Below are 25,792 nucleotides of genomic sequence, written 5' to 3'. Positions count from 1 at the left end.
GATGCGGATTGATTCCGCAGGTCAAGATCAATTCAAAAAATTTATTGGCTGATACCACGCAGACGTTCCGAACGCCGGCGCAACATTTCAACCGTGACTAACATGGCAATCGAGAACAACACCAACAGCGTCGCCGCGGCCAAAATCGTTGGCGACAATTGTTCACGAATCCCCGACCACATTTGACGGGGTAATGTCCGTTGTTCTGAACCGGCCAAGAACAACGCCACCACCACCTCATCAAACGAGGTCACAAAGGCAAAGATGCCGCCGGATACCATGCCGGGTAAAATCATCGGTAATGTGACACGGCGGAACGTGGTCACTGGATTGGCACCCAAGCTAGCTGCAGCACGCAACAATCGCGCATCAAAGCCGGTCAAGGTTGCGGTCACGGTAATCACCACAAACGGGGTCGCCAAAGCAGTATGTGCCAGCACCATGCCTAACCGCGTGTTGACCAATCCCCAATCGGCGTAGAACAAGAACATCCCCACCGCAGCAATAATCAACGGCACAATCATCGGCGAGATAATCAGTGCCATCACTGGCCCACGCCAAGGGAATTCAGGCCGCGCCAAACCTAAGGCAGCCAATGTCCCTAAGAACATCGACAACAGCGTTGTCGCAATCCCAAAGAACAAGCTGTTGTATAACGCCCGTTGCCATTCTGCCGAGCCGAAGAAATCCAGATACCACCGCAGCGATAACCCTGGCATCGGATAGGTAAAGAAGGCTTCAGCATTAAACGACAACGGCACAATCACCAAGATCGGTGCGATCAAAAATAACAACACCAAACCGGATAAGACTCGTACCCCGTAGTACACCGTTTTCTCGGGCATCCCCGCGTAATCTGGTAGCGCCATGATCTCTTACCCCAGTTTCATGTTGTTGACACCGACAAGGCGGCTATAGATGGCATACAGCACCAAAGTTGCGGCAAATAAGACGGCGGCTAAGGCAGCGGCCATACTCCAGTTCAATGTTTCGTTGGTATGCAGTGCCACAAAGTAACTCAGCATCTGGTCACGCGGCCCGCCCACCAAAGCCGGCGTGATGTAGTAACCCACTGCCATAATGAACACCAATAAACACCCAGCGCCCACCCCCGGCAAGGTCTGCGGCACATACACCTTCCAGAACACGGTCCAAGGATTCGCCCCTAAGCTGGCTGCAGCGCGGGCATACACCGGAGGAATACTCTTCATCACGCTATAGAGTGGCAAAATCATAAATGGCAGCAAAACATGGGTCATCGCCACCACCACACCAAAGCGGTTAAAAATCAGCTGCACAGGGGCATCAAACAACCCCATCAACTGCATCACTTGGTTCACGACACCATTGTTTTGCAACAATACAATCCATGCGGTTGTGCGGACTAACAGCGAAGTCCAAAACGGCAACAGCACACAGATCATCAACAAATTGGCGGTTTTGGCAGGCAAATTGGCCAGTAACCATGCCAAAGGATAAGACAAGGCCAAACACGCCGCCGTCACTAACGCACTGATCCAAAATGTGCGGTAGAGAATATCGAGATGAATGGCCTCATCGTCGGACACACTGACAATTTCGCCACTGGCAGAACGAGTCAGATCAAGGGCGCGCAGTAAAAAGAAATCGGTGTAGCTGCTGCTGGCATTGCGGATCACTCGCCACGTTTCCACTTCCCCCCAGCGTGGGTCGGCATCAATAAACTGTTGCCGCAGGTTTTCGCTCTCAAAACTGGCCACTTTACGGCCGGCTTTCATCAGCAAGCTCAACATCCCCGGCGAGTCGTAGTTCAAACGCTTGGCGGGAACGGCTAAACGCTGTTCTGCATAAGCGGTGTCTAAATCTTGTGCCAAAGCCACAAACACGGCTTCCTCTGGCACACTTTTGCCATCCCATGCCTGAATCATTTGGGCTGTTTTTGGCAGACCTTCAGCCACTTCAGGGCTATGTACCGCACGCCATAACAACTTGCCAATTGGCGCGGCAAAGGTAAACAGAATAAACAGCAACAATGGCGCAACCAACAACGCAGCTTGTAGCTTGCGTCGCCGTTCTGAACGCGCTAAACGCTTTTTAAGGCTAAGCCCAGTGCCCTCGGATAACGGCGCACTGGTAGCAGAAGACAAAGTGGATGCAGTCATAACATACTCTCCGGCGTAGTGCGGCGGCCAAGCGCCGCCGCCACGCTAAGACGGATTACTGGGCGAGCCAGGAGACAAAGCGAGTGTTGATTTCTTCAAAGTGGTCAGCCCAGAATTCAGCACTGGCCGGTAAGGCTTTCTTCATGTTTTCTGGGTTGGTTGGCAAGTCTTGCAACACTTCTTTACTGATGTGTTTCACAGCATCTTTGTTGGTTGGGCCGTAAGCAATGTATTTCGATTGATTTGCCATCACTTCAGGCTGTGAAGCAAAGGCCAAGAATTTCATTGCAGCGTCTTTTTTCGGTGCACCTTTTGGAATACTCCAACCATCGAAGTCATACACCTGACCATCCCACACAATCTTGAATGGTTTTTTCTCGTTTTTCGCGGCATCGAAAATACGACCATTGAAAGCAGTGGTCATCACCACATCACCAGAGTCCAACAATTGTGGTGCTTGCGCGCCAGCTTCCCAGAATTTCAGATTACCTTTCAGGCTATCCAATTTTTTGAAAGCACGGTCTTGACCGGCTTTAGTGGCCAACACCTTATACACATCCTTCGGTGCCACACCGTCAGCCATCAGTGCAATTTCCATGTTCACTTTTGGATTTTTACGAATCGCACGCGCACCGGGGAATTTCTTCAAGTCAAAGAAATCGTTAATAGTGGAAGGTTTCGCACCGGCAAATTTCTTATCGTTGTAGGCATACACATTCGACCACACGATAGAACCGATAAAGCAAGGGGTGATAGAACCGGGCAAGAATTTGGATTTATCAACCAGTTTGTCGATGCGTTCCAAAATCCCCTCATCACAACCGCGCATCCCGTCAGCCGATTCCATGGTGACTGCGTCCCAGCTCACAGCCTTTTTCTCAACCATGCCTTTGATTTTTGCCATTTCGTTGTTCCACACATCTTCAACGATTTTGTCGCCAGTTTTGGCCATGTAAGGCTCAAAGTAGGCTTTACGGATGCTGTTAGAATAAGCACCGCCGCCAGTGGTCACGGTGAACTGTTCAGCCATTGCCATACCGCTAGCAGCCAACAGCGACAGGGCAATCACAGAATAAGACAACTTTTTCATGATGAAACTCCTCTTGAGGTTGCGGGGTCGTACGAGTTATTGCAAAAGGTCAAGCGCACGGCAGTCTTCTAACTTCCAGCCGACGTAAATCGTTTGACCTGCTTCAGGGGTAAAACCAAGATCATTGTTTTGGGTTTTGATGATGAAATCATCGTGACCACACAAGGCAACGCGGACACGCAAATGGTCGCCGAGGTAAATGATTTCTTCGATGGTGGCGCTAAAACAATTGGCATAGTTGGCTAAGGTTTCGGCTTTGTCGGCTACATCCACACGCTCTGGACGTAACGACAGGCTCACCTCACCCCCCACTTGTGTTTTCACAACGGGGAAGGCATGAATCACCGAACCATCGGTTAATCGCACATCGCAGCTTTGTGCTGAGAGGGCTTCCACCTTACCGTGTAAGCGGTTGTTTTCACCGATAAATTGTGCCACGAACGAGTTTTCTGGCCGCTCGTAAAGATCCGCCGGTGCTGCCAGCTGTTGAATCACACCATCGTTGAACACCGCAATGCGGTCACTCATGGTCAAGGCTTCGGATTGATCGTGTGTCACATAAATCATGGTGATGCCGAGCTTTTCGTGCAGATGTTTAATTTCAATCTGCATGTGCTCGCGCAGTTGTTTATCCAATGCGCCCAAAGGCTCATCCATCAACACAATTTCTGGTTCAAAAATCAATGCCCGCGCCAAGGCGATACGCTGTTGTTGCCCACCCGACAATTGGGCAGGGCGACGGTCGGCATAGGCGGTCAGGCGCACCATATCCAGTGCTTTTTTCACTTTTTCATCGACATTGCTGCCAGATTGACCACGTACGGTAAGCGGAAAAGCCAAGTTTTCGGCCACGGTCATGTGAGGGAATAAAGCATAGTTTTGGAACACCATGCCCATGCCGCGTTTATGCGGTGGTACACGGTTAATACGCTGGCCACCCACCAAAATATCGCCTTCGGTTGCGGTTTCAAAGCCAGCCAACATCATCAAAGAAGTGGTTTTACCCGAGCCGGACGGCCCCAATAAGGTGAGGAATTCACCACGGCGCACATCAAGATTCAGGTTTTTTACAATCAGGGTTTCTCCATCATATGTTTTTTGAACATTGATGAAACGTACATGCGGTGCATGGGTGTCTGGATGCGTCATTTTCTGCTTGGCCTCCCCTAACGCCGATCAGCGCGACGGGTTGTCGTTGGTTTTTGTGAATCATGGCCCGTCTTGCATTGCAGGAACCGTGCCAGTTATTTCTTGGCGATTTCATCTGAAAATCGGCTAATTTCAGGTGAAAAAATACTGCTTACGGCAAATAAGCCGTAATTTTCCTCTAATAACTTGCTTGGCGCACCGAATTGGTTTTCAGTGCGCCGTCGCGGTGCATTAAGCGAAAGCTTGAATACCGGTTTGTGCACGTCCCAAAATCAGCGCATGAACATCATGCGTGCCTTCGTAGGTATTGACGGCCTCTAAGTTCATCACATGACGAATCACATGGAACTCATCGGCAATACCATTACCACCGTGCATATCGCGGGAGATGCGTGCAATATCCAGCGCTTTACCGCAGTTATTGCGCTTGATCAGCGAAATCATTTCTGGGGCAGCGCGACCTTCATCCATCAAACGACCCACGCGCAGCGCAGCTTGTAAACCCAAGCTGATTTCAGTTTGCATATTGGCCAACTTCAGCTGAACCAACTGTGTCGCGGCCAAAGGACGATTGAATTGTTTGCGGTCAAGAGTGTATTGACGGGCGGCGTGCCAGCAGAACTCAGCTGCACCCATTGCCCCCCAAGCGATGCCGTAACGGGCTTTATTCAAACAACCAAAAGGCCCTTTCAGCCCTTTTACATGCGGCAATAAGTTTTCGTCTGGCACAAAAACATCGTCCATCACAATTTCACCGGTGATGGACGCGCGTAAGGAAAACTTGCCGTGAATTTTGGGCATCGACAGCCCTTTCATGTCTTTCTCTAACACAAAGCCACGAATTTCATCGGCGTCGTCTTTGGCCCATACCACACAGATATCTGCGATAGGGCTGTTGGTGATCCACATTTTGCTGCCTTTGAGGATGTAACCACCGTCGACTTTTTTCGCACGCGTTTTCATGCTGGCAGGATCCGAGCCGGCATCAGGTTCGGTCAAACCAAAACATCCCACCCATTCACCGGTGGCTAACTTAGGCAGGTATTTCTCTTTTTGTTCGTCTGTGCCATACGCATAGATGGGGTGCATCACCAAGGAAGATTGCACGCTCATTGCCGAGCGATAACCTGAGTCCACGCGCTCTACCTCGCGAGCAACCAAACCATAGGCAACATGCGACAGGCCAGCGCAGCCATAGCCTTCGATGGTGCAACCCAACAGCCCCAATTCGCCCATTTCGCTCATGATTTCACGGTCGAAACGCTCTTCGCGGTTGGCTGTTAAGACACGGCTCAACAGTTTCTCTTGGCAATACGCATAGGCGCTATCGCGCACCATACGTTCTTCTTCAGTCAGTTGATCTTCTAACAGCAGGGCGTCTTCCCATTGAAAGGCCGGACGAGCATTCGACATGAGCAATCTCCAATAAACAGGGCAAAGCGGGCAACCGCAACAGTTCCACACAGCGGAACATTGTTTTACAATGCAGAACAAAACATAGCCTTTCTCTGCTAAGCTGTAAAGAGTTTCTGTCATCAAGTTGATGACGCAGTGCAACAAAAATTTGATAAACACCATCTATCCCATATTTAAAAAATCTTTGAAAAATAAGGAAAAATCATGAATATCCAGACCGAAGAGGCGGTTGGAAATGATGAGGAAAAAGACCGTTTATTTGTGACGGCTTTGGCACGGGGTTTGGAAATTTTGGCAGCGTTCCGTGCGGATGATGCCAACTTATCTAACCAACAATTGGCCCAGCGTACCCAGTTACCCAAGTCTACGGTGTCCCGTTTGTGCTACACCCTGATCAAATTGGGTTATCTGCGACAGGACACAGAAAGCGGCTTATACCGTTTGGGCTACGGTGTGTTGGAATTGGCTTCTTCTTTTTTATCAAGCTTTGATATTCGTGCCCACGCGGAACCCTTGATGCGCGAATTTGCTCACACTTACCAAGTCTCGGTTAGTTTGGCTGTCGCAGATGGCATTGATATGGTTTATCTGGAAACCTGCCGTAGTAGTTCTCGAATTTCGGTACAACTCACAGTCGGCTTACGCGACCCTATTGCGACAACGGCGATTGGACGGGCTTATTACGTCAGTTTGGACAATGAGGCACGGCAAGCCGTGGACCGGAAAATGGCCATCCGTTATGACTCACAATGGCCAGAGATGGCTGCACGTTTACGACTGGCGCAGCGTAGCTTTGTTGAAGATGGCTATTGCACAGCCTTTGGCGAATGTGAGTCAGATGTCTGTGCGATTGGCGTACCGCTGCAGCTGCCCAATAACCAATTATTCAGCCTCAATGCCTGCGTGCCGACGTTTACTTTTCAGGAAAAAAATATGCGCGAGGTCGTAGCCCCCGCCCTGATCAATTTAGCGGCGCAAATTCGTACCGGCAGTCGTCATGCTTGACAGGCAACAGCAAACGGTGGTTTGATGGGGGCCATGAATACCGTAAATCGTTCCCACACCACATACGCTTATTATTGGTGGCCCCTCCAACAGGCGGCCATGCTGCGTCACGGTTAACGAATTTACACCCTCGACACTCAGCCCATGCCGCCGCGACTGGCGGCATGTGTGTTTCTGGTCGTGGTGGCTTACCCTAAAAAGGATTTGCCATGTTTGCCACTTCGTCCAGCCAGCCCCTCACCCTGACGCACCAACAAGGTGCACTGTTAATCATTCTGAATGATGCCAGTTGCTTAGATCGCCAGCCGAACAGCGCCAGCACCTTACGCCAACAGATTATTTCCATCGTACAACGACTGTCAGAACAACAGACGGTTGTCCCTGTTCAGATCGTGCTTGAATCGGCCATTCCTGAATTAAAAACAGCACGTCAGTTGTGCGCTGCAGCTATTGGCCAACCCATGCGCGCTTTCGACCCTGCTTTTGCGCATATCATCGATGGTTTGCTCTGTGATGCTACGACCGCCGATCTACCGCTAGCCAATCACCCAGACCACCATCAAAAAGTGTTGTTAAACCTTGATCCAGAACAGGCCTTAAGCATGATTGAGGTTAGCCCTGACAATGGGCAAAAAAATAGCACGCCCGATGAGCGTGCTTGTTTCGAACAGTTACAACACCATGCGCAACAAGTGCGCCAACACCTGCAACCGCGTTTCAGCCGTTTAATGCAAGGGCTTACGACTCTTTGCGCCAGCCCTCGCGACAAATCCGCAACGACTCTTGGGCTATCTGATTTAGGTCAATTGTTTTGCGCGCCGCACCACGTTTAACCGCCTCTTTTGGCATACCATACACAACACAGGTTTTTTCACTTTGAGCCAAGGTAAACGCCCCCGTATGGCGCATTTCCAACAAGCCATTTGCTCCATCATCGCCCATGCCGGTCATAATAATGCCCAAAGCATTTTGGCCGGCGGCACGCGCCACCGAGCGGAACAAGACATCAACCGACGGTTTATGCAGGCTCACGGGCGGGCCATCGACAACATCGACGGTGTATTGACCTTGAATACGTTTCAACACCAAATGCTTACCACCGGGTGCAATCAATGCGCGTCCACGTTGCACACGGTCGCCTTGTTTGGCTTCTAACACTTCAATTTTGCACAGCTGGTTCAAGCGTTGGGCAAACGCACCCGTAAAACGCTCTGGCATGTGCTGCACAATCACAATACCCGGACAGTCCGCCGGCAGTGTGGTCAAAATTGTTTCTAATGCTTGGGTACCGCCGGTAGAGGTACCAATCGCAATCACTTTTTCAGTTTGAGGAATCAATGCCGAAGCCGAGGGCGGTGGCAAAATCACATCTGCAGAGTGGCGCTCGCGCATCAAGCTGTGCAAGGCGGCAGTAAAACCGACTTGGGTCGACGTCTTTCCGGATAAGGAAAGATGCGGCATGACAGGCGCGGAAGGCCGGGAGTCGATAGGCTGTTTCATGGGGTTCTCCCTGTAAGGCATTCCCAACTGGCCACCACATAGTGACCAGTATCGCAGTTAACGCAAATTGCGTTCCAAGTGTTGCACCAAACGGTGTAAATCATGCGCAGCGTTCTCTAACGAGGCCACCGCATCCCCCACACGACGCAGACTCTGAGTCCCTTCTTCTATCGTCGCATTCAAATTACTCATATTGTCGGCCACTTCATGCGATACAGCCGCTTGTTGCAGGACTCTTTCGCCAATTTCATGAATCCGACTGACCGCACGCTGATTGGCTGCATCAATTTGATCCAGACTATCACTGCTGCTTTGCACTTTTTGTGCATCCGATTTCACGCATACACTGGCCTCGTCCATCGCGGAGAGAGCCAGCTTTGTTTCATGTTCAATACTGTTCACAATATGCGTAATATCGTTAGTACTCAAGGCCGTTCTTGCTGCTAAATCACGCACTTCGTCAGCCACCACCGCAAATCCTCGGCCTGCCTCCCCTGCGCGTGCAGCTTCAATACTGGCATTTAGGGCTAATAAATTGGTTTGGTCGGCAATCGCTTTAATGTTGTCGCTGACTTGTGCAATTTTGCTAATCGACCCGGCCAAGCTGGTAATACGCTCGCGCATGGTATCGACCACTTGCTGAATTTGGCCGGCGCTGTCTAAACATTCACTCATACAATGTTTACCTTGCGTCACCGCGACATTGGTTTCATCGGCTAATTGCTGTGCCTGTTGTGTATTGTGGGAGATGTCGTTGACTGCTGTACTGAGTTCTTCAATTGCAGCAGACACTTGCCCCACGCGCTGGCTTTGCCATTGTGAACCTTTGGTCAAACGCTGCATTTCAGCATGAATCCCATCAGCTTCACTTTCCACCCGCTGTGCACACAACACGACATCAGAAAACGTTGCTCTTAAATTGATGCGCAACGATTCAATGTCGAGCGCCAAGCCAGATAAGCGGTTGTATAACGCTGGGTCAACCCGTTCGGTCAGCTGTCCCTCGGTAATACGCTGTAATGCTTGGCGTGTCGCGCGAATGGGCTGAAACAAACGGTGGTGAATCATCCAGCTCCCAATCACCACTGAGGTCAAGCCCAAAGCACTGACTGGCCATTGCCATGTATCTGGCAAAAACGGCGACGCAATAAAACACAGTCCGGCAGATACCGCCTGTGCTAATAAAAACACCCGCGTCCGGCCGTGAGTAATCAGCGGGGTGGCAGGCAATGTGCTCTGTTTTTCGCGAACAGCACGATAGAGAGCCTCGCACGCTTGCACATCTTCACGTTTCGGCGGTGTCCGCACCGACATATAACCCGTAATCGTGCCATTTTCGGTGATCGGTGTGACATAGGCTTCTACCCAATAAAAATCGCCGTTTTTACAGCGATTTTTCACCACACCACGCCACGGTTGTCCGGTTTTAATGACTCTCCATAAATCCGCAAACGCTTCGGGAGGCATGTCGGGGTGACGCACGATATTATGGCTGGCCCCAAGTAACTCATCACGATGAAAGCCGCTGATATCGGTAAACGAACTGTTGACGTAGGTAATCCGCCCCTTTAAATCGGTCTTGCTTACAATCGGTTTTCCCGGTTGTAAGAAATGCTCTGTTTGACTGACTGGCAGATTGATCTTCATAAATCCCTCAGAACGCCGCTGATTCGTTGCTGTAAATTGAGCAATTGCCCCCGCAATAGGCGCGGGGGCTGATTATAAAGCGATATGTCAATCTGTGTAGGGATTATTTTAAGCAAGGTTTAATAAAGAATAAGACAGCAAATCAAAAGGACAAAATCATATTACATAAAAATATAAAAAATATAAAAAATCAAATCAAATAACGGCGTTCCCACGGGGTGATCTCACTCAGGAAGGCATCGAGTTCGACCTGTTTGGCGGCGATAAAGGCTGACGTAAAAGCCGAACCAAATAGACGTTCTGCAGTTTTTTGTTCTGCCATGCGGATCAAAGCCATGTCTAACGACCGTGCCAAACGACCATCGTTTTGTGCATCGCGGTAAATGTCCCCCTCGGCAGCAGGCGTTGGCATCAGTTGATTCAACATGCCATACAGACCAGCAGCAAGGCTAGCAGCCAAAGCCAGATAGGGATTAGCGTCACTTCCCGGTAAGCGATTTTCGACACGTCTGGCAGCGGGATGGGATAGCGGAATACGTAACCCAGCCGAACGGTTATCATACGACCAAGCAAAATTCACCGGCGCAGTCATATAACGCACAAAACGACGATACGAGTTAACCGAAGGGCATAGCATTGGCATTAAATCGGGCAGGCATTGCTGCAAGCCAGCAATAAAATGAAAAAACAACGCGCTAGGCTGACCATCTGGCAAACTAAATACATTATGCCCCGTTGTATCAATTACGCTCTGATGGAGGTGCATCGAACTACCCGCCGCCCCCGCTAAAGGCTTGGCCATAAACACCACATTAAGATTATGTTTCAAGCCAATTTCACGCAGAGCATATTTAAATAAAAACGTTTGATCGGCTAAATCTAAAGCATCGCCGTGCAATAAATTGATTTCAAATTGCCCTGGGCCTAACTCATGAACAAAAGTATCAGATCGAATACCTAATAACGGTAAAGCCTGATATAGCTCATCGAAGAACCCATCAAACGCATTCAGAGCATGAAAAGTAAAAGCCGATGCGCCTTGTTCTTGGCGACCCTCACGGGTTAGCGGCAGGCTAAAGGGCTGGTTGGGGTCGGGATTCAACGCAAATAAATAAAACTCTAGTTCAGGCGCCACAATCGGCTGTAAGCCATGCGCTGCATATTGGCGCAGCACATTTTTTAGCACTTGGCGCGAGGCAATAGGCGTTTCTTTGCCATCTAAATCAACACAATCATGAATCGCCAACATGCGAGGGGTGCGTGCCCACGGCACTGGGCGCAACGTGGCATAGTCTGGTTTTAACTGCATGTCGGGGTCGGATTCGCCGGTATATTTCACATCAGGAAAATCACCGGTTGCCGTATAAATGGCGATAGCGCGCGCCATCCGCAGCTCTTGCCCAGCCAAAAAAGCCTCGGCTGGCAATGCTTTACCCCGTGGCAAACCATTTAAATCTGGAATGACACATTCAATTTCTCTTGGCTGTAGGGCCCGAATGGCCTCAACCACCACAGCAGGCATCGATTTCACGACATCAACTCTCTAGGTTGTGCGGATGAGCTTTAACACCGCTTCAGCTAAAGCCATATCCTCAGCATAGGTTAATTTGAAATTGTAGGGCGACCCCAACACCAATTTGACGGGGTGACCTAAAGCTTCAACTGCAGAAGCTTCATCGGTAAAGTGTGCAGGATCCTGCGCCAGTGCGGCACGAAGAATCGCTGTGCGGAACATTTGTGGTGTCTGTGCTTGCCACATCTTCTCGCGAGCTACCGTTGCTAACACACGTTGTTGTGCATCAGCCCGTTTTAGCGTGTCGGCCACCGGCAACGCCAAAATGCCACCACTGAGGTCATCGGCCAAGTCATCAATTAAACGGCGCAAACTGGCCGGCGGCAGGCAACAACGGGCGGCATCATGCACTAACACCCAATCCTGTTCTTGACATACCAATTGACGCAAACCATTTGCCACTGTCTCAGCACGTGATTCACCACCGACATACGCAATTCGCAAACGCGTTGACTGAAGACCTGCAGCAGCCAAAGCGGCTGGTTGGCAAAACGTATCATCGGGCGCCAAGACCAATAACACTTGCTCAATCGCGGGCTCTGCTAACAAGGTGCGTAGGGTGTGAAACAACACTGGCTCGCCCTGCAACAACTGATATTGCTTGGGAATCTCACCACCAAAACGCAACCCTTTACCAGCCGCCGGCACAATCGCCCAAATCCGTGCCATGACTTACTTCTCCTTGTTGGATGATTTTTGCTCTGCCTGTTGTCGCAATAGATCGCGAATTTCACTCAATAACGCTTGCTCTGGACTCGGAGCCGGTGGGGCAGCGGGTGGAGGGGTTTCCTTTTTCTTTAAGGTATTGACTGCTTTCAGCCCCAGAAAAATCGCCCACGCCACAATCAGAAAATCAATGATGGTTTGAATAAATTTGCCATAGGCAATCACCACCGCCGGCTGATCGCCACTCGCCGCCTGTAGCGTGATGGCTAAAGCGGAAAAATTCACGCCACCCAACAATAAACCAAGCGGCGGTGTAATCACATCTGCCACCAGTGAGGACACAATTTTGCCAAATGCCGCGCCGATAATGACCCCCACCGCCATATCAATCACATTGCCACGTGCAGCAAAAGTTTTAAATTCTTGAAGTAAACGCATGTTTTAGACACTCCTCAATAAAAAACCCGTCCCGAGAACAGGACGGGTTGGGCCTAAGGCAATTGCATTAAGCCAATTTAGCCAATTGGCCTTGCAGTTTTTCTAACTTGTCGCTGAATTCAGCCAACTGATTGCGGTCGCGCTCAACCAGATGCGCTGGAGCACGGGCGGTATAGGCTTCATTGCCTAATTTACCGGCCAATTTAGCCACTTCCGCTTCTAGTTTGCTGATTTCCTTTTTCAAGCGCGCACTTTCCGCCGCCTTGTCGATTTCCACTTTCAGCATCAAGCGCATATCGCCACTGATAGCCACTGGCGCATCGTCTTCGGGCAAGGCCTCAACTAGCTTAGTCTCGGACAAACGACCTAACAGCGCGATGTATGGCAAGAATACCGCTGCCTCTGGCCCTGCTTCGACCCACAACGGCGCTTTCACTGCTGGCCCCAAGCCCATTTCACCACGCAAATTACGCACCGCATTGACCATGTCTTTCAATGCAGCCATCTGGGCATTGGCGGTTGGGTTAATTTTTTCGGGTGCAGCAACCGGCCATTTTGCCAACATAATCGAATCGCTGTGTTTGGCATTGGCGAGAGGTGCCACGGCTTGCCACAGTTCTTCGGTGATAAATGGCATCAGCGGATGGGTAAGGCGCAACGCCACTTCTAACACCCGCACTAAAGTACGGCGGGTGGCGCGTTGTTGTGCTTCATCACCATTTTGCAACTGTACCTTGGCAAGTTCGACATACCAATCGCAGTATTCATTCCAGATGAACTCATACAAAGTTTGTGCGGCAAGGTCGAAACGATATTGGTCGAGCGCCTCGCCCACTTCGGCCTCGGCCTGTTGCAAGCGGCCAATCATCCATTGATCGACAAAGCTAAAGGTCAACGGCAACGATTCATCTTGACCACAATCTTTGCCTTCCACATTCATTAAGACAAAACGGGTTGCGTTCCACAGCTTGTTGCAGAAGTTGCGATAGCCCTCGGCACGTTTGAAGTCAAAATTGACCGAACGGCCCAAGGTGGCATAACTGGCCATGGTAAAGCGCAGCGCATCGGTACCATAAGCCGGAATCCCCTCGGGGAACAGTTTTTCTGTTGCCTTAGCAATTTGTGGCGCTTTTTCTGGCCGGCGCAAGCCCGTGGTGCGTTTTTCTACCAACGGTTCAAGCGCAATGCCATCAATCAAATCCACTGGGTCAATCACATTGCCCTCGGATTTGGACATTTTTTTGCCTTCATGGTCACGCACCATGCCGTGAATATACACATCACGGAACGGCACTTTGCCAGTGAAGTGGGTGGTCATCATAATCATCCGCGCCACCCAGAAGAAAATGATTTCATACCCTGTCACCAACACGCTGGAGGGCACAAAGGCTTCCAGTTCTGGTGTTTGTTCTGGCCAGCCCATGGTTGAGAAGGGCACTAATGCCGAGCTAAACCACGTATCCAGCACATCATCATCACGGCGCAGGGTTTTACCACCGGCTTGGGCCTGTGCTTCGGCTTCGGTGCGTGCGACATACACGCGGCCTTCGTCATCATACCAAGCAGGGATTTGATGACCCCACCACAACTGGCGTGAAATACACCAATCTTGGATATTGTTCATCCATTGGTTATAAGTGTTAACCCAATTTTCGGGAATAAACCGAACTTCGCCCGATTCGACGGCATCAATGGCTTTCTGTGTGATCGATTTACCCGTTGGATCTTGCTCACTCACCTTAGTCATCGCAACAAACCATTGATCGGTCAACAACGGTTCAATCACCGATCCGGTACGATCACCACGTGGCACCATCAATTTATGTGGTTTGACTTCCAGCAATAAGCCAGCCGCATCTAAATCGGCGACGATTTTCTTGCGTGCTTCGCTGGTGGTTAAACCCGCATAGGCAGGCGGCAGTGCAATATTGCCTTGTGCCGCACCTTCGAAGCTAAAGACCTGTGCTTGCGGCAAAATAGTTGCCTCAAGCGACATCACATTGATGAGCTGGGTGTGATGACGCTTACCCACTTGATAGTCGTTAAAATCATGTGCGGGGGTGATTTTGACACAACCGGTACCAAAAGCCGCATCAACATACTCATCAGCAATCACCGGAATTTGACGTCCGGTCAGCGGAAGTTGCAGTTGTTGGCCGATCAGATGGGTGTAGCGTTCATCGCTTGGATTGACCGCAACCGCGACATCACCCAATAAAGTTTCGGGGCGGGTCGTGGCCACCACCACCGCTTCATCACTGCCCACCACAGGATAACGAATATGCCACATCGAACCATCTTCTTCGACCGATTCGACTTCTAAATCCGACACCGCTGTGCCCAGTTTGGGGTCCCAATTCACCAATCGCTTGCCGCGATAAATCAGCCCTTGTTCAAACAAACGCACAAACACTTCATTCACAGTACCAGCACGCACTTCATCCATGGTGAAGTATTCACGTTGCCAATCGACCGAACACCCCATGCGCCGCATTTGTTGTGTGATGGTACCGCCGGAAACGTGTTTCCACTCCCACACTTTGTCGATAAAGGCTTGCCGCCCCAAATCATGACGGCTCACCCCTTTTTCACCCAGCTGGCGTTCCACCACAATTTGGGTGGCAATCCCTGCGTGGTCTGTGCCCGGTACCCACAGGGTGTTATGCCCTTTCATTCGATAGTAACGGGTCAGGCCGTCCATAATCGTTTGGTTAAAGGCATGGCCCATGTGTAGCGTACCAGTCACATTAGGCGGCGGCAGTTGGATACAAAAAGCCGGCGAGCCCGATTGCATGTGGGGCTGGAAATAGCCCGCTTGTTCCCACTCGGGGTACCAACGGCGTTCAATATCGGCAGGTTCAAAACTTTTTGCGAGATTCATGATGGTGCGGTGCAGTAAAATAGAAAAGTCTTGCGATTATAACGAAAACCGGTGGTCTCGCATGATTGTGCGTGTACGACTGTTGAGGTGGGATTGAAAAAAGTTTGATCTACCCAACATGACAGCGTCCCCGTTTGCGGGGATGTATTTATTGACTTCGCTTTTTTAAAAGAAGGAAATCCCGTGATCTCCGCTCCAATTTCCGTCGGCACGCCCGCCATGTATGTCGGCTTTTTTGCCGCCGTTGTGGTGATGATTGCCATCGATATGTTTGCCTTAAACAAGGCTGGCAACCACAAAGTCAGTGTCAAAGAAGCCCTGTCATGGACTGTGGTTTGGATCACTGTTGCCATGCTGTTCAACGGCTGGCTATGGTGGCACCTTGCCAGCGATCCTAACGTTGGCCGAGACATTGCCAACCACAAAGCATTGGAATTTCTCACTGGCTATGTGTTAGAAAAATCATTGGCAGTGGACAATATCTTTGTCTTCCTGATGATTTTTAGCTTTTTCAAAGTTCCACCGGAATATCAACGTCGAGTCTTGGTGTATGGCGTGTTGGGGGCGGTGATTATGCGCGCCATCATGATCTCGATTGGCGCCGTGTTGGTGCAAGAATTCCATTGGATTTTGTATATTTTCGGGGCGTTCTTAGTCTTTACTGGCTTGAAAATGATGATGCCAGAAAAAGAAAGCGATGATGATTTAGCCAACAATCCATTGCTGAAATGGTTGCGCGGTCATATCCGTGTGACACCAGAATTTCACCAAGAGAAGTTCTTTATTCGTGACTCTAGCGGCTGGGTAGCAACACCGATGTTATTGGTGTTGATCATGATTGAGTTCTCGGACTTGATTTTTGCTGTCGATAGCATCCCCGCTATTTTCGCCGTGACCACCGACCCGTTTATTGTGATGACCTCGAATATCTTCGCTATCTTGGGTCTGCGTGCGATGTATTTCTTGTTGGCCGATGTTGCCGATCGTTTCCACTTGTTGAAATATGGTCTGGCTGCCGTATTGACCTTTATCGGTGCGAAAATGCTGATGGTGGAATTTTATAAAATGCCAATCGCTGTTTCGCTCGGTGTGGTGTTCTTCTTCTTGACTGCCTCGGTTGTCGCCTCGTTAATCGTGACCAAAAAACATTGACCCCGCGTGATATTTCCACCTCACCGAATCGGTGGGGTGGAAGTACAACACACTACGGCTGCTGCCAGCCAAAGGGGGACGATTGTTCCAACGCGGTCACCGGCACAGCCATGTGCAATACCCACTTCTCTTTCACATCGGGAAACCGAATCGGATAAAACACCGACAGTTGTTCACCATTGGCCGAAGGCTGAATCAACACGGTTCCTTCTGCCATCGCTTGGCGCACTTTGTCGGTTATCTCTGGGGCTTTTTTGCCTAACCAAGCTGGGTTAGGGTGGCTGGCATAGATGCCGCCATAAGAGATTAACTGTAACTTGGCTTGACGATTAAATGCCGTTTGCCGCGATAAAATCTGTTGAAAATCTGCCAGCGGATAATCTGCACCGACCACCCCCAAAAATTTCCCTTCACGCACAATCGGCACCACCAGTGACATTAACCATAACTGCTGACCGCCAATACTATCGACATACGGCTCGGTCACGAAGCGTTTCAAAGTGCGTTTTGGCGTGTAGTACCACGGATAGACTTTCTCTGGCTCGGGAACTGTCTGCAAAGTATAAGTCTCGGCAGCAATCTCACCGCGTAAACGATGCCACCATGTGAATAAACGCCCACTGGCATCATAAGGTGCAACGCCGGCATAGTGTGCATCTTGGCCATCAAAAGCGTTGGGTTCCCAATAGGAAGACAACCCCAGCAATTTAGGATTTAAACGTAGGCCTTGCTGAGCGAGTTCATCGGCTAAGGGTCGCCGATTACGACCGCTGGCGATTAAATCAACTAGACCATTGGCAAGATTCTGAGCCATCCCAAAAGAATAGTTGATTTCATTTTCAAGATAAAAAGCGTGGGCAGCAGCCACTTCTTTGAGTAGGGCATAGCGTTGTTGTTGCAGGGCTTTACGGCTCGACCAAGTATTCAGCAACAACAACACCGATAGCAGACACAGCGCCAACAGCGTGGCATACCACAGTACGTTATGTTGTTTGATTCGTTCAGCTATTTTCATCTTGATGACACCCGCTGATCGTGGAGACGGATGAATCCAAGAGTAACACCGATCAGCAAGCGAAATAGTGAATTTTCTTGTCGCGACTTTGTCAGTCAACCAACGTTGTGGTATAGCTGCCCGATATTTTTTTAACCCGATTTGTGGAGATGTGCGTGTCAACTGCAACCGCAACAACCTTAATTGACGCCCGTTGGATCATTCCTGTGGTACCCGAAGGCGTGGTACTTGAAAACCATAGCATTGCCCTAGCGGGAGAAAAAATCCTTGCCATCATTCCACCAGAAGCACGTCACCAGTGGCAGGCAGAGGAAGTGATTTCGTTGGGTGAGCATGTGCTGATGCCGGGATTAGTCAATCTTCACGGCCACTCCGCCATGACCTTATTACGCGGTGTGGCAGATGATTTACCTTTAATGGATTGGTTACAAAACCATATTTGGCCAGCCGAAGGCCGCTTGATGTGTGATGAATTTGTTTATGATGGCAGTGTGCTGGGAATGGCAGAAATGCTGCGCTCGGGCACCACCACCATTAACGATATGTATTTCTTTCACGGCGCAGTTGCACGGGCCGGTTTAACCACCGGCATGAGAACCGTCGTCGGCTGTACCGTGATTGAATTTCCCACGGCTTACGCCAGTACAGCCGCAGAACATCTCAGCAAAGCCTTGGCCGAGCGCAGCGAATTTGTTGGAGAAAAACTGGTCAGCTTTGCCCTAGCGCCTCATGCGCCATACAGTGTCAGTGACGCCACTTTCCGCGAGGTGTTAGCGGTAGCGGAAAAAGAGGATATGTTAATTCATTGCCATATCCAAGAAACACAAGGCGAAGTGGAAACGAGCCTGAAAGAACATCAACAGCGGCCGCTGGCACGCTTACATCAGCTTGGCCTGTTATCACCGCGCCTGATTGCCGCCCACATGGTGGCAGCAGATGAAGCGGATATCGCGTTAGCCGCCCAATGCGGCATCAGCATTGCCCACAACCCGACCTCGAATATGAAACTGGCTTCTGGCATTGCCCCCATCAGTCGCTACTTGGCAGCCGGTATCAATGTCGGCATCGGCACCGATGGTTCCGCCTCAAATAACAAGCTCGACATGCTGGCCGAAACCCGCATGGCAGCGTTATTAGCCAAAGTCGGCACGCTTGATCCAACCGTAGTGCCTGCGGCAACCGCATTGCGCATGGCCACTTTGAATGGAGCACAAGCCCTCGGGATGGCCGATAAAATTGGCAGCTTAGAAGCAGGAAAATGTGCAGATATGATTGCAATTAACCTGAATGCCGTCGAAACCGCCCCCGCTTTCGATCCTATTTCTCATGTCGTGTATGCCGCTGGTCGTGAACAAGTTGAGCATGTGTGGGTCAATGGTCGCCACGTTTTGAAACAGCGCCAACTCGCCACAGTGGACTATGCTGCATGGTTACAACGTGCTGAAGCATGGCGACACAAGGTGGTTAGCGCGTAAATTGCGAAAGGATGGGATATGTCAAATCAAGAAACACAGACTGCCAACGTTGACCCACTTGAGCTCGATAAGTTTAGCCAAGTAGCGCATCGTTGGTGGGATACCGAAAGCGAATTTAAACCGCTACATGAGATCAATCCGCTGCGCTTATCGTTTATCCAAAAACACTGCGAATTGCAAGGTGCCAAGGTGTTGGATGTGGGATGTGGCGGCGGCATTTTGTCCGAAGGGTTAGCCAAAGCAGGCGCCGAGGTGACAGGAATTGATCTGGCGAAAAAGTCGATTAAAGTCGCCAAATTACATGCCCTCGACCAAGGGCTAACCATCGACTATCAAGTCGTCGCGGTAGAAACTTTGGCAGAACAAGCGCCAGCCAGTTTTGATGTGGTGACCTGCTTGGAGATGCTAGAACACGTCCCCCATCCAGAAAGCGTTGTGCGCGCTTGCGCCAACCTTGTCAAACCGGGTGGGATGGTTTTTTTCTCGACCTTAAACCGTAATGCCAAAGCCTATTTATTGGCAGTGGTGGGAGCAGAGTATGTGTTGAGAATGTTACCGCGTGGCACCCATGAATATGCGCGGTTTATCAAACCCTCCGAACTTAGCCGCATGGCACGCACTGCCGGTCTTGATCTACAAGAAATGACTGGCCTCAGCTATCAACCGTTAACCAGACAATATCAACTCGGTAGCGATACAGATGTGAACTATTTGATGGCGATGCGGCGTCTATCTTGACCTGTTCTCCGGCCCTTGGGCCGGAGATGACAATATGTGCAGATTGCAACACTCCACGATACACATCAGCAAATCTGGCTAAACGCCGGCAGCAGCGGCTTTTAGCGAAAAATGCTTGCTAAACCAATACCTCATTATCACCTTAACAATTTCGACTCTCTCATCGGGTGTCGTGCTGAACAGTGCTACACCAAAATCATGCTTTGCAACAAAAATGTTGCAAGTTTGTGACTCACTGATTTCATCTAGCAAAATCACGGTTTTATTAGCTTTGGCTAGTTTGTTAAGACCACGCTACGTTTTTCTGTCATCTTAGGTTCTGGCAAATTGTCATAAATGCGTGTTATGGTTACTCCCATGCGGCGGTGCAAAACAACCCACGCCCCGCTAAATTGCTTATTGAGGAGAGCGCCATTGAATACGCCAAACCAGAATGAACTGTTAGAAAAATTCTTTTCGAGCATCACGGAAACCAATTCCCGCATGTTGCAGCAGTTTGTTAACGCCATGAGCCAAACCGCTTTCAGCGTGCCACAAGACAAGCTTAATCCTTTTGCTTCGCTGTGGACGACCCTGTTCCAAAACCCAACCACGTTGTGGGAAGCCCAAACCAAGCTCTACCAACAGCACATGGACTTATGGATGACCATGTTGGGCACCAAAAAAGCAGAAGAAGAAAAAGGCGACAAACGCTTTGCCGCACCAGAATGGAATGAACATCCGTTCTACAACACCCTGAAACAGAGCTATCTGTTAACCTCGAAATGGTTGACCGAGATGGTCGATGGCGCGACAGCCGATGATGAGCAAAAAGAAAAAATGAGCTTCTTCACGCGTCAATATATTGATGCGATGAGCCCAAGCAACTTTGCTTTGACCAACCCTGAAGTGATGAAGCGTGCCATCGAAACCAAAGGCGAAAGCTTGGTCGAAGGGATGAAAAACATGCTGTCGGATATGGAGCGTGGCCATATCTCGATGACTGACGAATCAAAATTCGAAGTGGGCAAAAATATTGCCACCACCCCAGGCACAGTGGTGTTTGAAAACCCACTGTTCCAACTGATTCAGTACACCCCCACCACAGAAAAAGTGCATGAGCGCCCGATGTTGGTCGTGCCACCGTGCATCAATAAGTATTACCTGATGGATTTGCAACCAGAAAACTCGATGATGCGTTATCTGGTTGAACGCGGTTACACCACCTTTATTATTTCGTGGAAATCGGCAGACGAGTCGATCAAAACTTATAAATGGGATGACTACATCGAGTCTGGTGTGGTGAAAGCAGCGGAAGTGGTGCGCAACATCACTCGCCAAGAAAAAATGAATGTCTTGGGCTTCTGCGTGGGTGGCGTGATTTTGACCACTTCGTTGTGCGTGATGAAAGCCCGTGGTTTGGATTGGTTTGAATCGGCAACCTTTATGACTTCGCTGGTGGACCACTCCGAACCAGGCGAAGTGAAGATGTTTATTGATGAAAACCTGATCCGCACCCGCGAAATGAAAGTGGCAACCGGACAAGGTGGTATTGTCGCAGGTAAAGAAATCAGCCGGACTTTCTCCAACCTGCGTGCTAACGACTTAGTGTGGAACTATGTCGTGAACAACTACATGCTGGGCAAAACCCCGCCTCCGTTTGACCTGTTGTATTGGAATAACGATTCGGCTAACTTGCCAATGCCAATGCACACCTACTTGCTGCGCAATATGTACTGGGAAAATAATTTAATCAAACCCGGTAAATTAGAGCTGTGCGGTGTGAAAATTGACGTCAGCACCATCACCATCCCACTGTATATCTTTGCTGCCCGTGAAGATCACATTGTGTTGTGGCAATCGGCTTACTCTGGCTTGAAATACCTGACTGGCGCACAAGAAAAACGCTATGTTTTGGGTGCCTCTGGCCACATCGCCGGTTCGATCAACCCTGTGACCAAAGATAAACGTAACTATTGGGTCAACGACAATCTGCCAGCCACTGCCGAAGCTTGGTTTGAAGGCGCAGAATCGCGTCCGGGTAGCTGGTGGAAGGATTGGGATAGCTGGTTGACACCGCGTTCGGGTAAAGAAATTGCCGCACCGAAAACAGCAGGCAGTAAAGACTACAAAGCGATTGAACCAGCACCAGGCCGTTATGTAAAAGAACGTGCAAAAGAGCTGATCTCGTTATAATGGCGACACATCCAACCCATACTTCGGTGTGGGTTGGGTGCCATACCCAAAAAACAAAAAGGAAATGACTATGCAAGATATCGTGATTGTTGCTGCGCGCCGCACTGCGGTGGGTAATTTCGGTGGGTCTGTGGCAAAAGTGTCGGCATCAGACCTCGGTGCGACCGTGATCAAAGCGTTGTTGGAAGACACGGGTGTCAAACCTGAACAAATCAGCCAAGTGATTTTGGGCCAGGTATTAACCGCTGGTGTGGGTCAAAACCCTGCCCGTCAAGCGCTGTTGAAAGCCGGTATTCCTGTTGAAGTGCCAGCCAGCACCTTAAACGTGGTGTGTGGTTCTGGTCTGCGCGCGGTGCATCTGGCCGCACAAGCGATTGCCACTGGTGAATCTGAAATCGTGATTGCTGGCGGTCAAGAAAGCATGTCGCTGTCGCCTCATATTTTGCCAGGCTCGCGTGATGGTTTCCGCATGGGCAATGCTCAGCTGGTGGATACCATGGTCGCAGACGGCTTGACCGATGTGTATAACAACTACCACATGGGTATTACTGCTGAAAACATCGCTGAAAAATACGGTATCAGCCGCGAAGAACAAGATGCGTTTGCTTTGGCATCACAAACCAAAGCGGCGGCTGCACAAGCGGCAGGTAAGTTCGATGCTGAAATCGTGCCAGTGGTCATTCCTCAGAAAAAAGGCGATCCTGTTGTGTTCGCCAAAGATGAATTTATCAAAACCAACGCCACTGCCGAAGGCTTAGGCAAACTGCGTGCAGCCTTCAAAAAAGATGGCACCGTAACCGCAGGCAATGCCTCGGGTATCAATGACGGCGCTGCAGCAGTGATGTTGATGACTGCAGCGAAAGCCGCTGAATTGGGTCTGACACCTTTGGCAACCATCAAATCCATCGGTTTGGGTGGTGTTGCACCAGAAATCATGGGCATGGGCCCCGTCCCTGCCACACAACAAGCGCTGGCCCGTGCGGGTTGGACAATCGACGACCTCGATCTGATCGAAGCCAACGAAGCCTTTGCTGCACAAGCTTTGGGCGTGGCTCGCGAACTGAAATGGGACGCCGAAAAAGTCAACGTTAACGGTGGTGCCATTGCCATTGGTCACCCAATCGGTGCGTCTGGCTGCCGTATTTTAGTGACCTTGTTACATGAAATGGTGCGCCGTGATGCCAAAAAAGGTTTGGCAACACTGTGCATCGGTGGTGGGATGGGTGTCACACTGGCAGTTGAGCGTTAATTCTTATCCCCTTAACGCTGACCGCTAAGAAAATCCCCTGTGAATAAGCAGGGGATTTTTTATTTTTTACTCTTAAAAAAACCGGAAAACCTAAAAATGCTTAAAGTTATTAAAACAGCAGAAGAATGGAAAAAATTATTAAGTCCGGAAAGCTATCGCATTACACGAGAAGCCGGTACCGAACGTCCTTTCACGGGCGAATATTATGCCACTACAGCAAAAGGGGAATATCATTGTATTTGTTGCGATAGCGTGTTGTTCGAGTCTGATACCAAATTTGATGCTGGCTGCGGTTGGCCCAGTTTTTGGGCGGAAGCCGCTGGCGACAAGATTACCCGCCACCGTGATGTTTCCCATGGTATGGAACGCGTGGAAGTACGTTGTGCAAGCTGTGAAGCCCATCTTGGTCATGTCTTTCCCGATGGGCCTCCACCAACAGGTGAGCGTTACTGTATCAATTCGGTTGCACTGCGTTTTGTGGCAAAAGCGTAAGCTTGCAAAATAACTTAGAAAAAACAAAGCTGTTAGCGCACCTACGTAGCAGAGAAGAGTAAAAAAGGATTTTTTATAAAAAAGATATCGTTTCTGCTTTTTTTTCACTGGCAAATCAATTTATCATGGGGGCCGATTTGCCAGCGGATTCTTTATTTTTGTGATGGCAAGGCGTTCACTTAATTAAGCAACTTTATTTTCAGGCTGCTGCATCCAGTGCAGGAGACGTCCTAACGAGGATGAACCATGTCGTCAACCACGCTGCCCCCGACCTATCGCCGGACTCAATCTCTTAAACTCAAAATTTTATTGTGGTTTGTGCTGATCAATCTGATTACGGTTGTCACATTCAGTGTCAGTGCCTACCTCAATAAAGCCAGCGATGTACGTACAGAGATGGATGCTCGCTTACGTGCGGCCTCGTATGCCTTACCACGCATTATTGGCGATGCCTACTTTGATCGGGCACAAACCCCCGATAGTGTAAAAGAGGCTGAGTATCGAGAACTGGTACGCAAATTAGGGGCTTATGCAGAGGATGTCGGCCTTAGTTACACCTATGCAATGGCAATTCGTGGCGACAAGGTCATGATTATTGCTGATGGTGCAACTAAAAAAGATGTTGAGTCGAATAATTATGCAGCCTATTTTGAGCACTATTCCGATGCCTCGCCTGCTGTGCTCGAAGCCTACCGCACACAAACACCGCAGTTTGATGAATACACCGACAAATTTGGCAACTTCCGTTCGATTTTTGTGCCATTCCAAACAGCAAATGGCACCCGCTATGTTGTTGGAGTGGACATTCAAATTAGCTACTTGAAAGACTTACTTTTTAACAGCGCATTAAAACTAGGGGGATTGGCGGCCATTTCGTTAAGCATTGCCGTGCTATTGTCGTTATTTGGTGCACGGTTAGTGGTGCAACGGATTTTATCAGTGGCGCATGAGTTAGAGCATATTGCCCACAATCGCGATTTATCCCGTAATGTCAGCAGCAATACCCAAGATGAAATTGGTCGCATGGCCTCTGCCATGAACAGCTTATTAGAATTGCTACGCACCACGTTTGTTGATGCCCGCGTGGTGTCAGAATCGAATGCCTCGATGGCAAAACAGTTTGTCACCACCTCAGACGACCTTGCGGGGCAAGTCCGTGATGGCAGCGGCCAAGTGACTGAAATTGCACGCGATGCACAACAAATTCGTGACAATGCTCAACACTCAACCGAATTAGCCAACCAAGTCAAACAAGATATCAGCCACGCCCGTGAACGTTTAGCCAACGCCAAGCAAGATCTCGACGCAATGGTGTCTTCTATCCGCGATAGCGCACAGGCCAACACCAGCCTAGCGAAAGATTTGGATAAACTCTCGGTTGATACACAAGATGTAACACGTGTGCTGTCCAGCATCGCGCAAATTTCTGAACAAACCAATTTATTGGCACTGAATGCAGCGATTGAAGCGGCCCGCGCAGGGGAACAAGGGCGGGGTTTTGCTGTGGTAGCGGATGAAGTGCGGAAATTGGCCACACAAACCCAAACAGCCCTGACAGAAACCCACACCACCATCGATCGCATTGTGGCAGCGATTAATGAGGTATCACGGCGCATGAATGATACTGCCGCCGGGACAGCACAATTAGTCGATTCTTCTATCGATGCCCTCAAATCGATTGAAGACATGACAGCACTGATTGGCAATACCGCCCAAGGGGTAGAACGCTCAGTCGCACGTTCCCATGATATTCAAGATGCAGTCAGCGGCATGAGCAGTCGCCTCGGCCAAGTGACGCAGGCATTGTCACGCAGCGCAGAGGAAGTGGTAGAAATTCAAAGTGCCGCCGATCAACTCGGGGCAAAAGCAGATGAGTTACGCAATAAGCTCGAAGCCTTCCGCGTTTGACACCGAGGGTATGCACAGCAAAAAAGCCAAGGTTTTCGCCTTGGCTTTTTCACGTTTTACCCTTAAAGAAGCGATAACACCC

At 49.9% G+C, this 25,792-nt stretch carries 21 protein-coding genes; 9 read left to right on the top strand and 12 right to left on the bottom strand.

Going from position 1 to position 25,792, the window contains the following annotated elements; all coding sequences use genetic code 11:
• Positions 1–41: 41 nt before the first annotated feature.
• The 5 genes from ACYVJG_RS05300 to ACYVJG_RS05280 all read right to left on the bottom strand — a co-directional run bounded on the left by ACYVJG_RS05300 (position 42) and on the right by ACYVJG_RS05280 (position 5,793).
• On the bottom strand, positions 42–869 hold the full coding sequence (locus ACYVJG_RS05300; RefSeq protein ID WP_022653551.1) for an ABC transporter permease: 828 nt from the start codon (positions 867–869) through the stop codon (positions 42–44).
• A gap of 6 nt (positions 870–875) precedes the next feature.
• On the bottom strand, positions 876–2,141 hold the full coding sequence (locus ACYVJG_RS05295) for an ABC transporter permease (RefSeq protein ID WP_460430125.1): 1,266 nt from the start codon (positions 2,139–2,141) through the stop codon (positions 876–878).
• Positions 2,142–2,196: 55 nt separating this feature from the next.
• Positions 2,197–3,231, bottom strand: coding sequence for an ABC transporter substrate-binding protein (locus ACYVJG_RS05290; RefSeq protein WP_022653549.1), 1,035 nt, complete (start codon positions 3,229–3,231; stop codon positions 2,197–2,199).
• A 36-nt stretch (positions 3,232–3,267) separates the two neighbouring features.
• A complete protein-coding gene (locus tag ACYVJG_RS05285; protein ID WP_022653548.1) occupies positions 3,268–4,380 on the bottom strand; it encodes an ABC transporter ATP-binding protein in 1,113 nt (370 codons plus the stop codon).
• Positions 4,381–4,611: 231 nt separating this feature from the next.
• Positions 4,612–5,793: an acyl-CoA dehydrogenase gene (locus ACYVJG_RS05280; RefSeq protein WP_460430124.1), complete on the bottom strand. Its 1,182-nt coding sequence runs from the start codon at positions 5,791–5,793 to the stop codon at positions 4,612–4,614.
• A 207-nt stretch (positions 5,794–6,000) separates the two neighbouring features.
• Between ACYVJG_RS05280 and ACYVJG_RS05275 the strand changes: the two genes are divergently transcribed.
• Positions 6,001–6,801, top strand: coding sequence for an IclR family transcriptional regulator (locus tag ACYVJG_RS05275; RefSeq protein ID WP_460430123.1), 801 nt, complete (start codon positions 6,001–6,003; stop codon positions 6,799–6,801).
• A 209-nt stretch (positions 6,802–7,010) separates the two neighbouring features.
• Positions 7,011–7,634 (top strand): hypothetical protein, encoded by a 624-nt coding sequence (locus ACYVJG_RS05270; protein ID WP_460430122.1) that lies wholly within the window; start codon positions 7,011–7,013, stop codon positions 7,632–7,634.
• On the opposite strand, the gene ACYVJG_RS05265 is transcribed toward ACYVJG_RS05270, so the two are convergent.
• The 6 genes from ACYVJG_RS05265 to ACYVJG_RS05240 form a co-directional block, all read right to left on the bottom strand.
• Positions 7,540–8,301 carry a chemotaxis protein CheB gene (locus tag ACYVJG_RS05265; RefSeq protein WP_460430121.1) on the bottom strand — a complete coding sequence of 254 codons (762 nt, stop codon included), beginning with the start codon at positions 8,299–8,301 and terminating at the stop codon, positions 7,540–7,542. The genes ACYVJG_RS05270 and ACYVJG_RS05265 overlap by 95 nt on opposite strands.
• Positions 8,302–8,358: 57 nt before the next feature.
• A complete protein-coding gene (locus ACYVJG_RS05260; protein ID WP_460430120.1) occupies positions 8,359–9,948 on the bottom strand; it encodes a methyl-accepting chemotaxis protein in 1,590 nt (529 codons plus the stop codon).
• Between the two features lie 190 nt (positions 9,949–10,138).
• Complete coding sequence (locus tag ACYVJG_RS05255; RefSeq protein WP_022653542.1) at positions 10,139–11,470, bottom strand: glutamine synthetase family protein; 1,332 nt, start codon at positions 11,468–11,470, stop codon at positions 10,139–10,141.
• Positions 11,471–11,491: 21 nt separating this feature from the next.
• The gene (gene ispD / locus ACYVJG_RS05250) at positions 11,492–12,190 is read right to left on the bottom strand and encodes a 2-C-methyl-D-erythritol 4-phosphate cytidylyltransferase (RefSeq protein WP_460430119.1); all 699 of its coding nucleotides are present in this window, start codon (positions 12,188–12,190) and stop codon (positions 11,492–11,494) included.
• Between the two features lie 3 nt (positions 12,191–12,193).
• Entirely contained in the window at positions 12,194–12,625 is a 432-nt protein-coding gene (gene mscL / locus ACYVJG_RS05245; RefSeq protein WP_460430118.1) for a large-conductance mechanosensitive channel protein MscL, read from the bottom strand.
• A 67-nt stretch (positions 12,626–12,692) separates the two neighbouring features.
• Positions 12,693–15,506, bottom strand: a complete 2,814-nt coding sequence (locus ACYVJG_RS05240) for a valine--tRNA ligase (protein ID WP_460430117.1) — start codon at positions 15,504–15,506, stop codon at positions 12,693–12,695.
• Between the two features lie 219 nt (positions 15,507–15,725).
• Here ACYVJG_RS05240 and ACYVJG_RS05235 point away from each other — a divergent pair, with 219 nt between their 5' ends.
• Entirely contained in the window at positions 15,726–16,658 is a 933-nt protein-coding gene (locus ACYVJG_RS05235; RefSeq protein ID WP_460430133.1) for a TerC family protein, read from the top strand.
• Between the two features lie 52 nt (positions 16,659–16,710).
• Here ACYVJG_RS05235 and ACYVJG_RS05230 read toward each other — a convergent pair whose 3' ends face one another.
• Positions 16,711–17,673, bottom strand: coding sequence for a cache domain-containing protein (locus ACYVJG_RS05230; RefSeq protein ID WP_460430116.1), 963 nt, complete (start codon positions 17,671–17,673; stop codon positions 16,711–16,713).
• Between the two features lie 155 nt (positions 17,674–17,828).
• On the opposite strand from ACYVJG_RS05230, the gene ACYVJG_RS05225 reads away from it, so the two are divergent.
• The 6 genes from ACYVJG_RS05225 (at position 17,829) to ACYVJG_RS05200 (ending at position 25,710) form a co-directional block, all read left to right on the top strand.
• Positions 17,829–19,148, top strand: coding sequence for a TRZ/ATZ family hydrolase (locus ACYVJG_RS05225; RefSeq protein ID WP_460430115.1), 1,320 nt, complete (start codon positions 17,829–17,831; stop codon positions 19,146–19,148).
• 18 nt (positions 19,149–19,166) lie between these two features.
• Positions 19,167–19,886 carry a bifunctional 2-polyprenyl-6-hydroxyphenol methylase/3-demethylubiquinol 3-O-methyltransferase UbiG gene (gene ubiG / locus ACYVJG_RS05220; RefSeq protein WP_460430114.1) on the top strand — a complete coding sequence of 240 codons (720 nt, stop codon included), beginning with the start codon at positions 19,167–19,169 and terminating at the stop codon, positions 19,884–19,886.
• A gap of 414 nt (positions 19,887–20,300) precedes the next feature.
• Complete coding sequence (locus ACYVJG_RS05215; protein WP_460430113.1) at positions 20,301–22,061, top strand: PHA/PHB synthase family protein; 1,761 nt, start codon at positions 20,301–20,303, stop codon at positions 22,059–22,061.
• Between the two features lie 70 nt (positions 22,062–22,131).
• The gene (locus tag ACYVJG_RS05210; RefSeq protein ID WP_022654150.1) at positions 22,132–23,310 is read left to right on the top strand and encodes an acetyl-CoA C-acetyltransferase; all 1,179 of its coding nucleotides are present in this window, start codon (positions 22,132–22,134) and stop codon (positions 23,308–23,310) included.
• A gap of 96 nt (positions 23,311–23,406) precedes the next feature.
• Positions 23,407–23,802 carry a peptide-methionine (R)-S-oxide reductase MsrB gene (gene msrB, locus ACYVJG_RS05205; protein WP_027405329.1) on the top strand — a complete coding sequence of 132 codons (396 nt, stop codon included), beginning with the start codon at positions 23,407–23,409 and terminating at the stop codon, positions 23,800–23,802.
• 246 nt (positions 23,803–24,048) lie between these two features.
• On the top strand, positions 24,049–25,710 hold the full coding sequence (locus ACYVJG_RS05200; protein WP_460430112.1) for a methyl-accepting chemotaxis protein: 1,662 nt from the start codon (positions 24,049–24,051) through the stop codon (positions 25,708–25,710).
• The last annotated feature ends 82 nt before the right edge of the window (positions 25,711–25,792 follow it).

Source organism: Aquaspirillum soli, from assembly GCF_054781915.1.
Note: the sequence above shows the minus strand (reverse complement) of the source record. Positions and strands in the feature narration are given on the sequence as shown.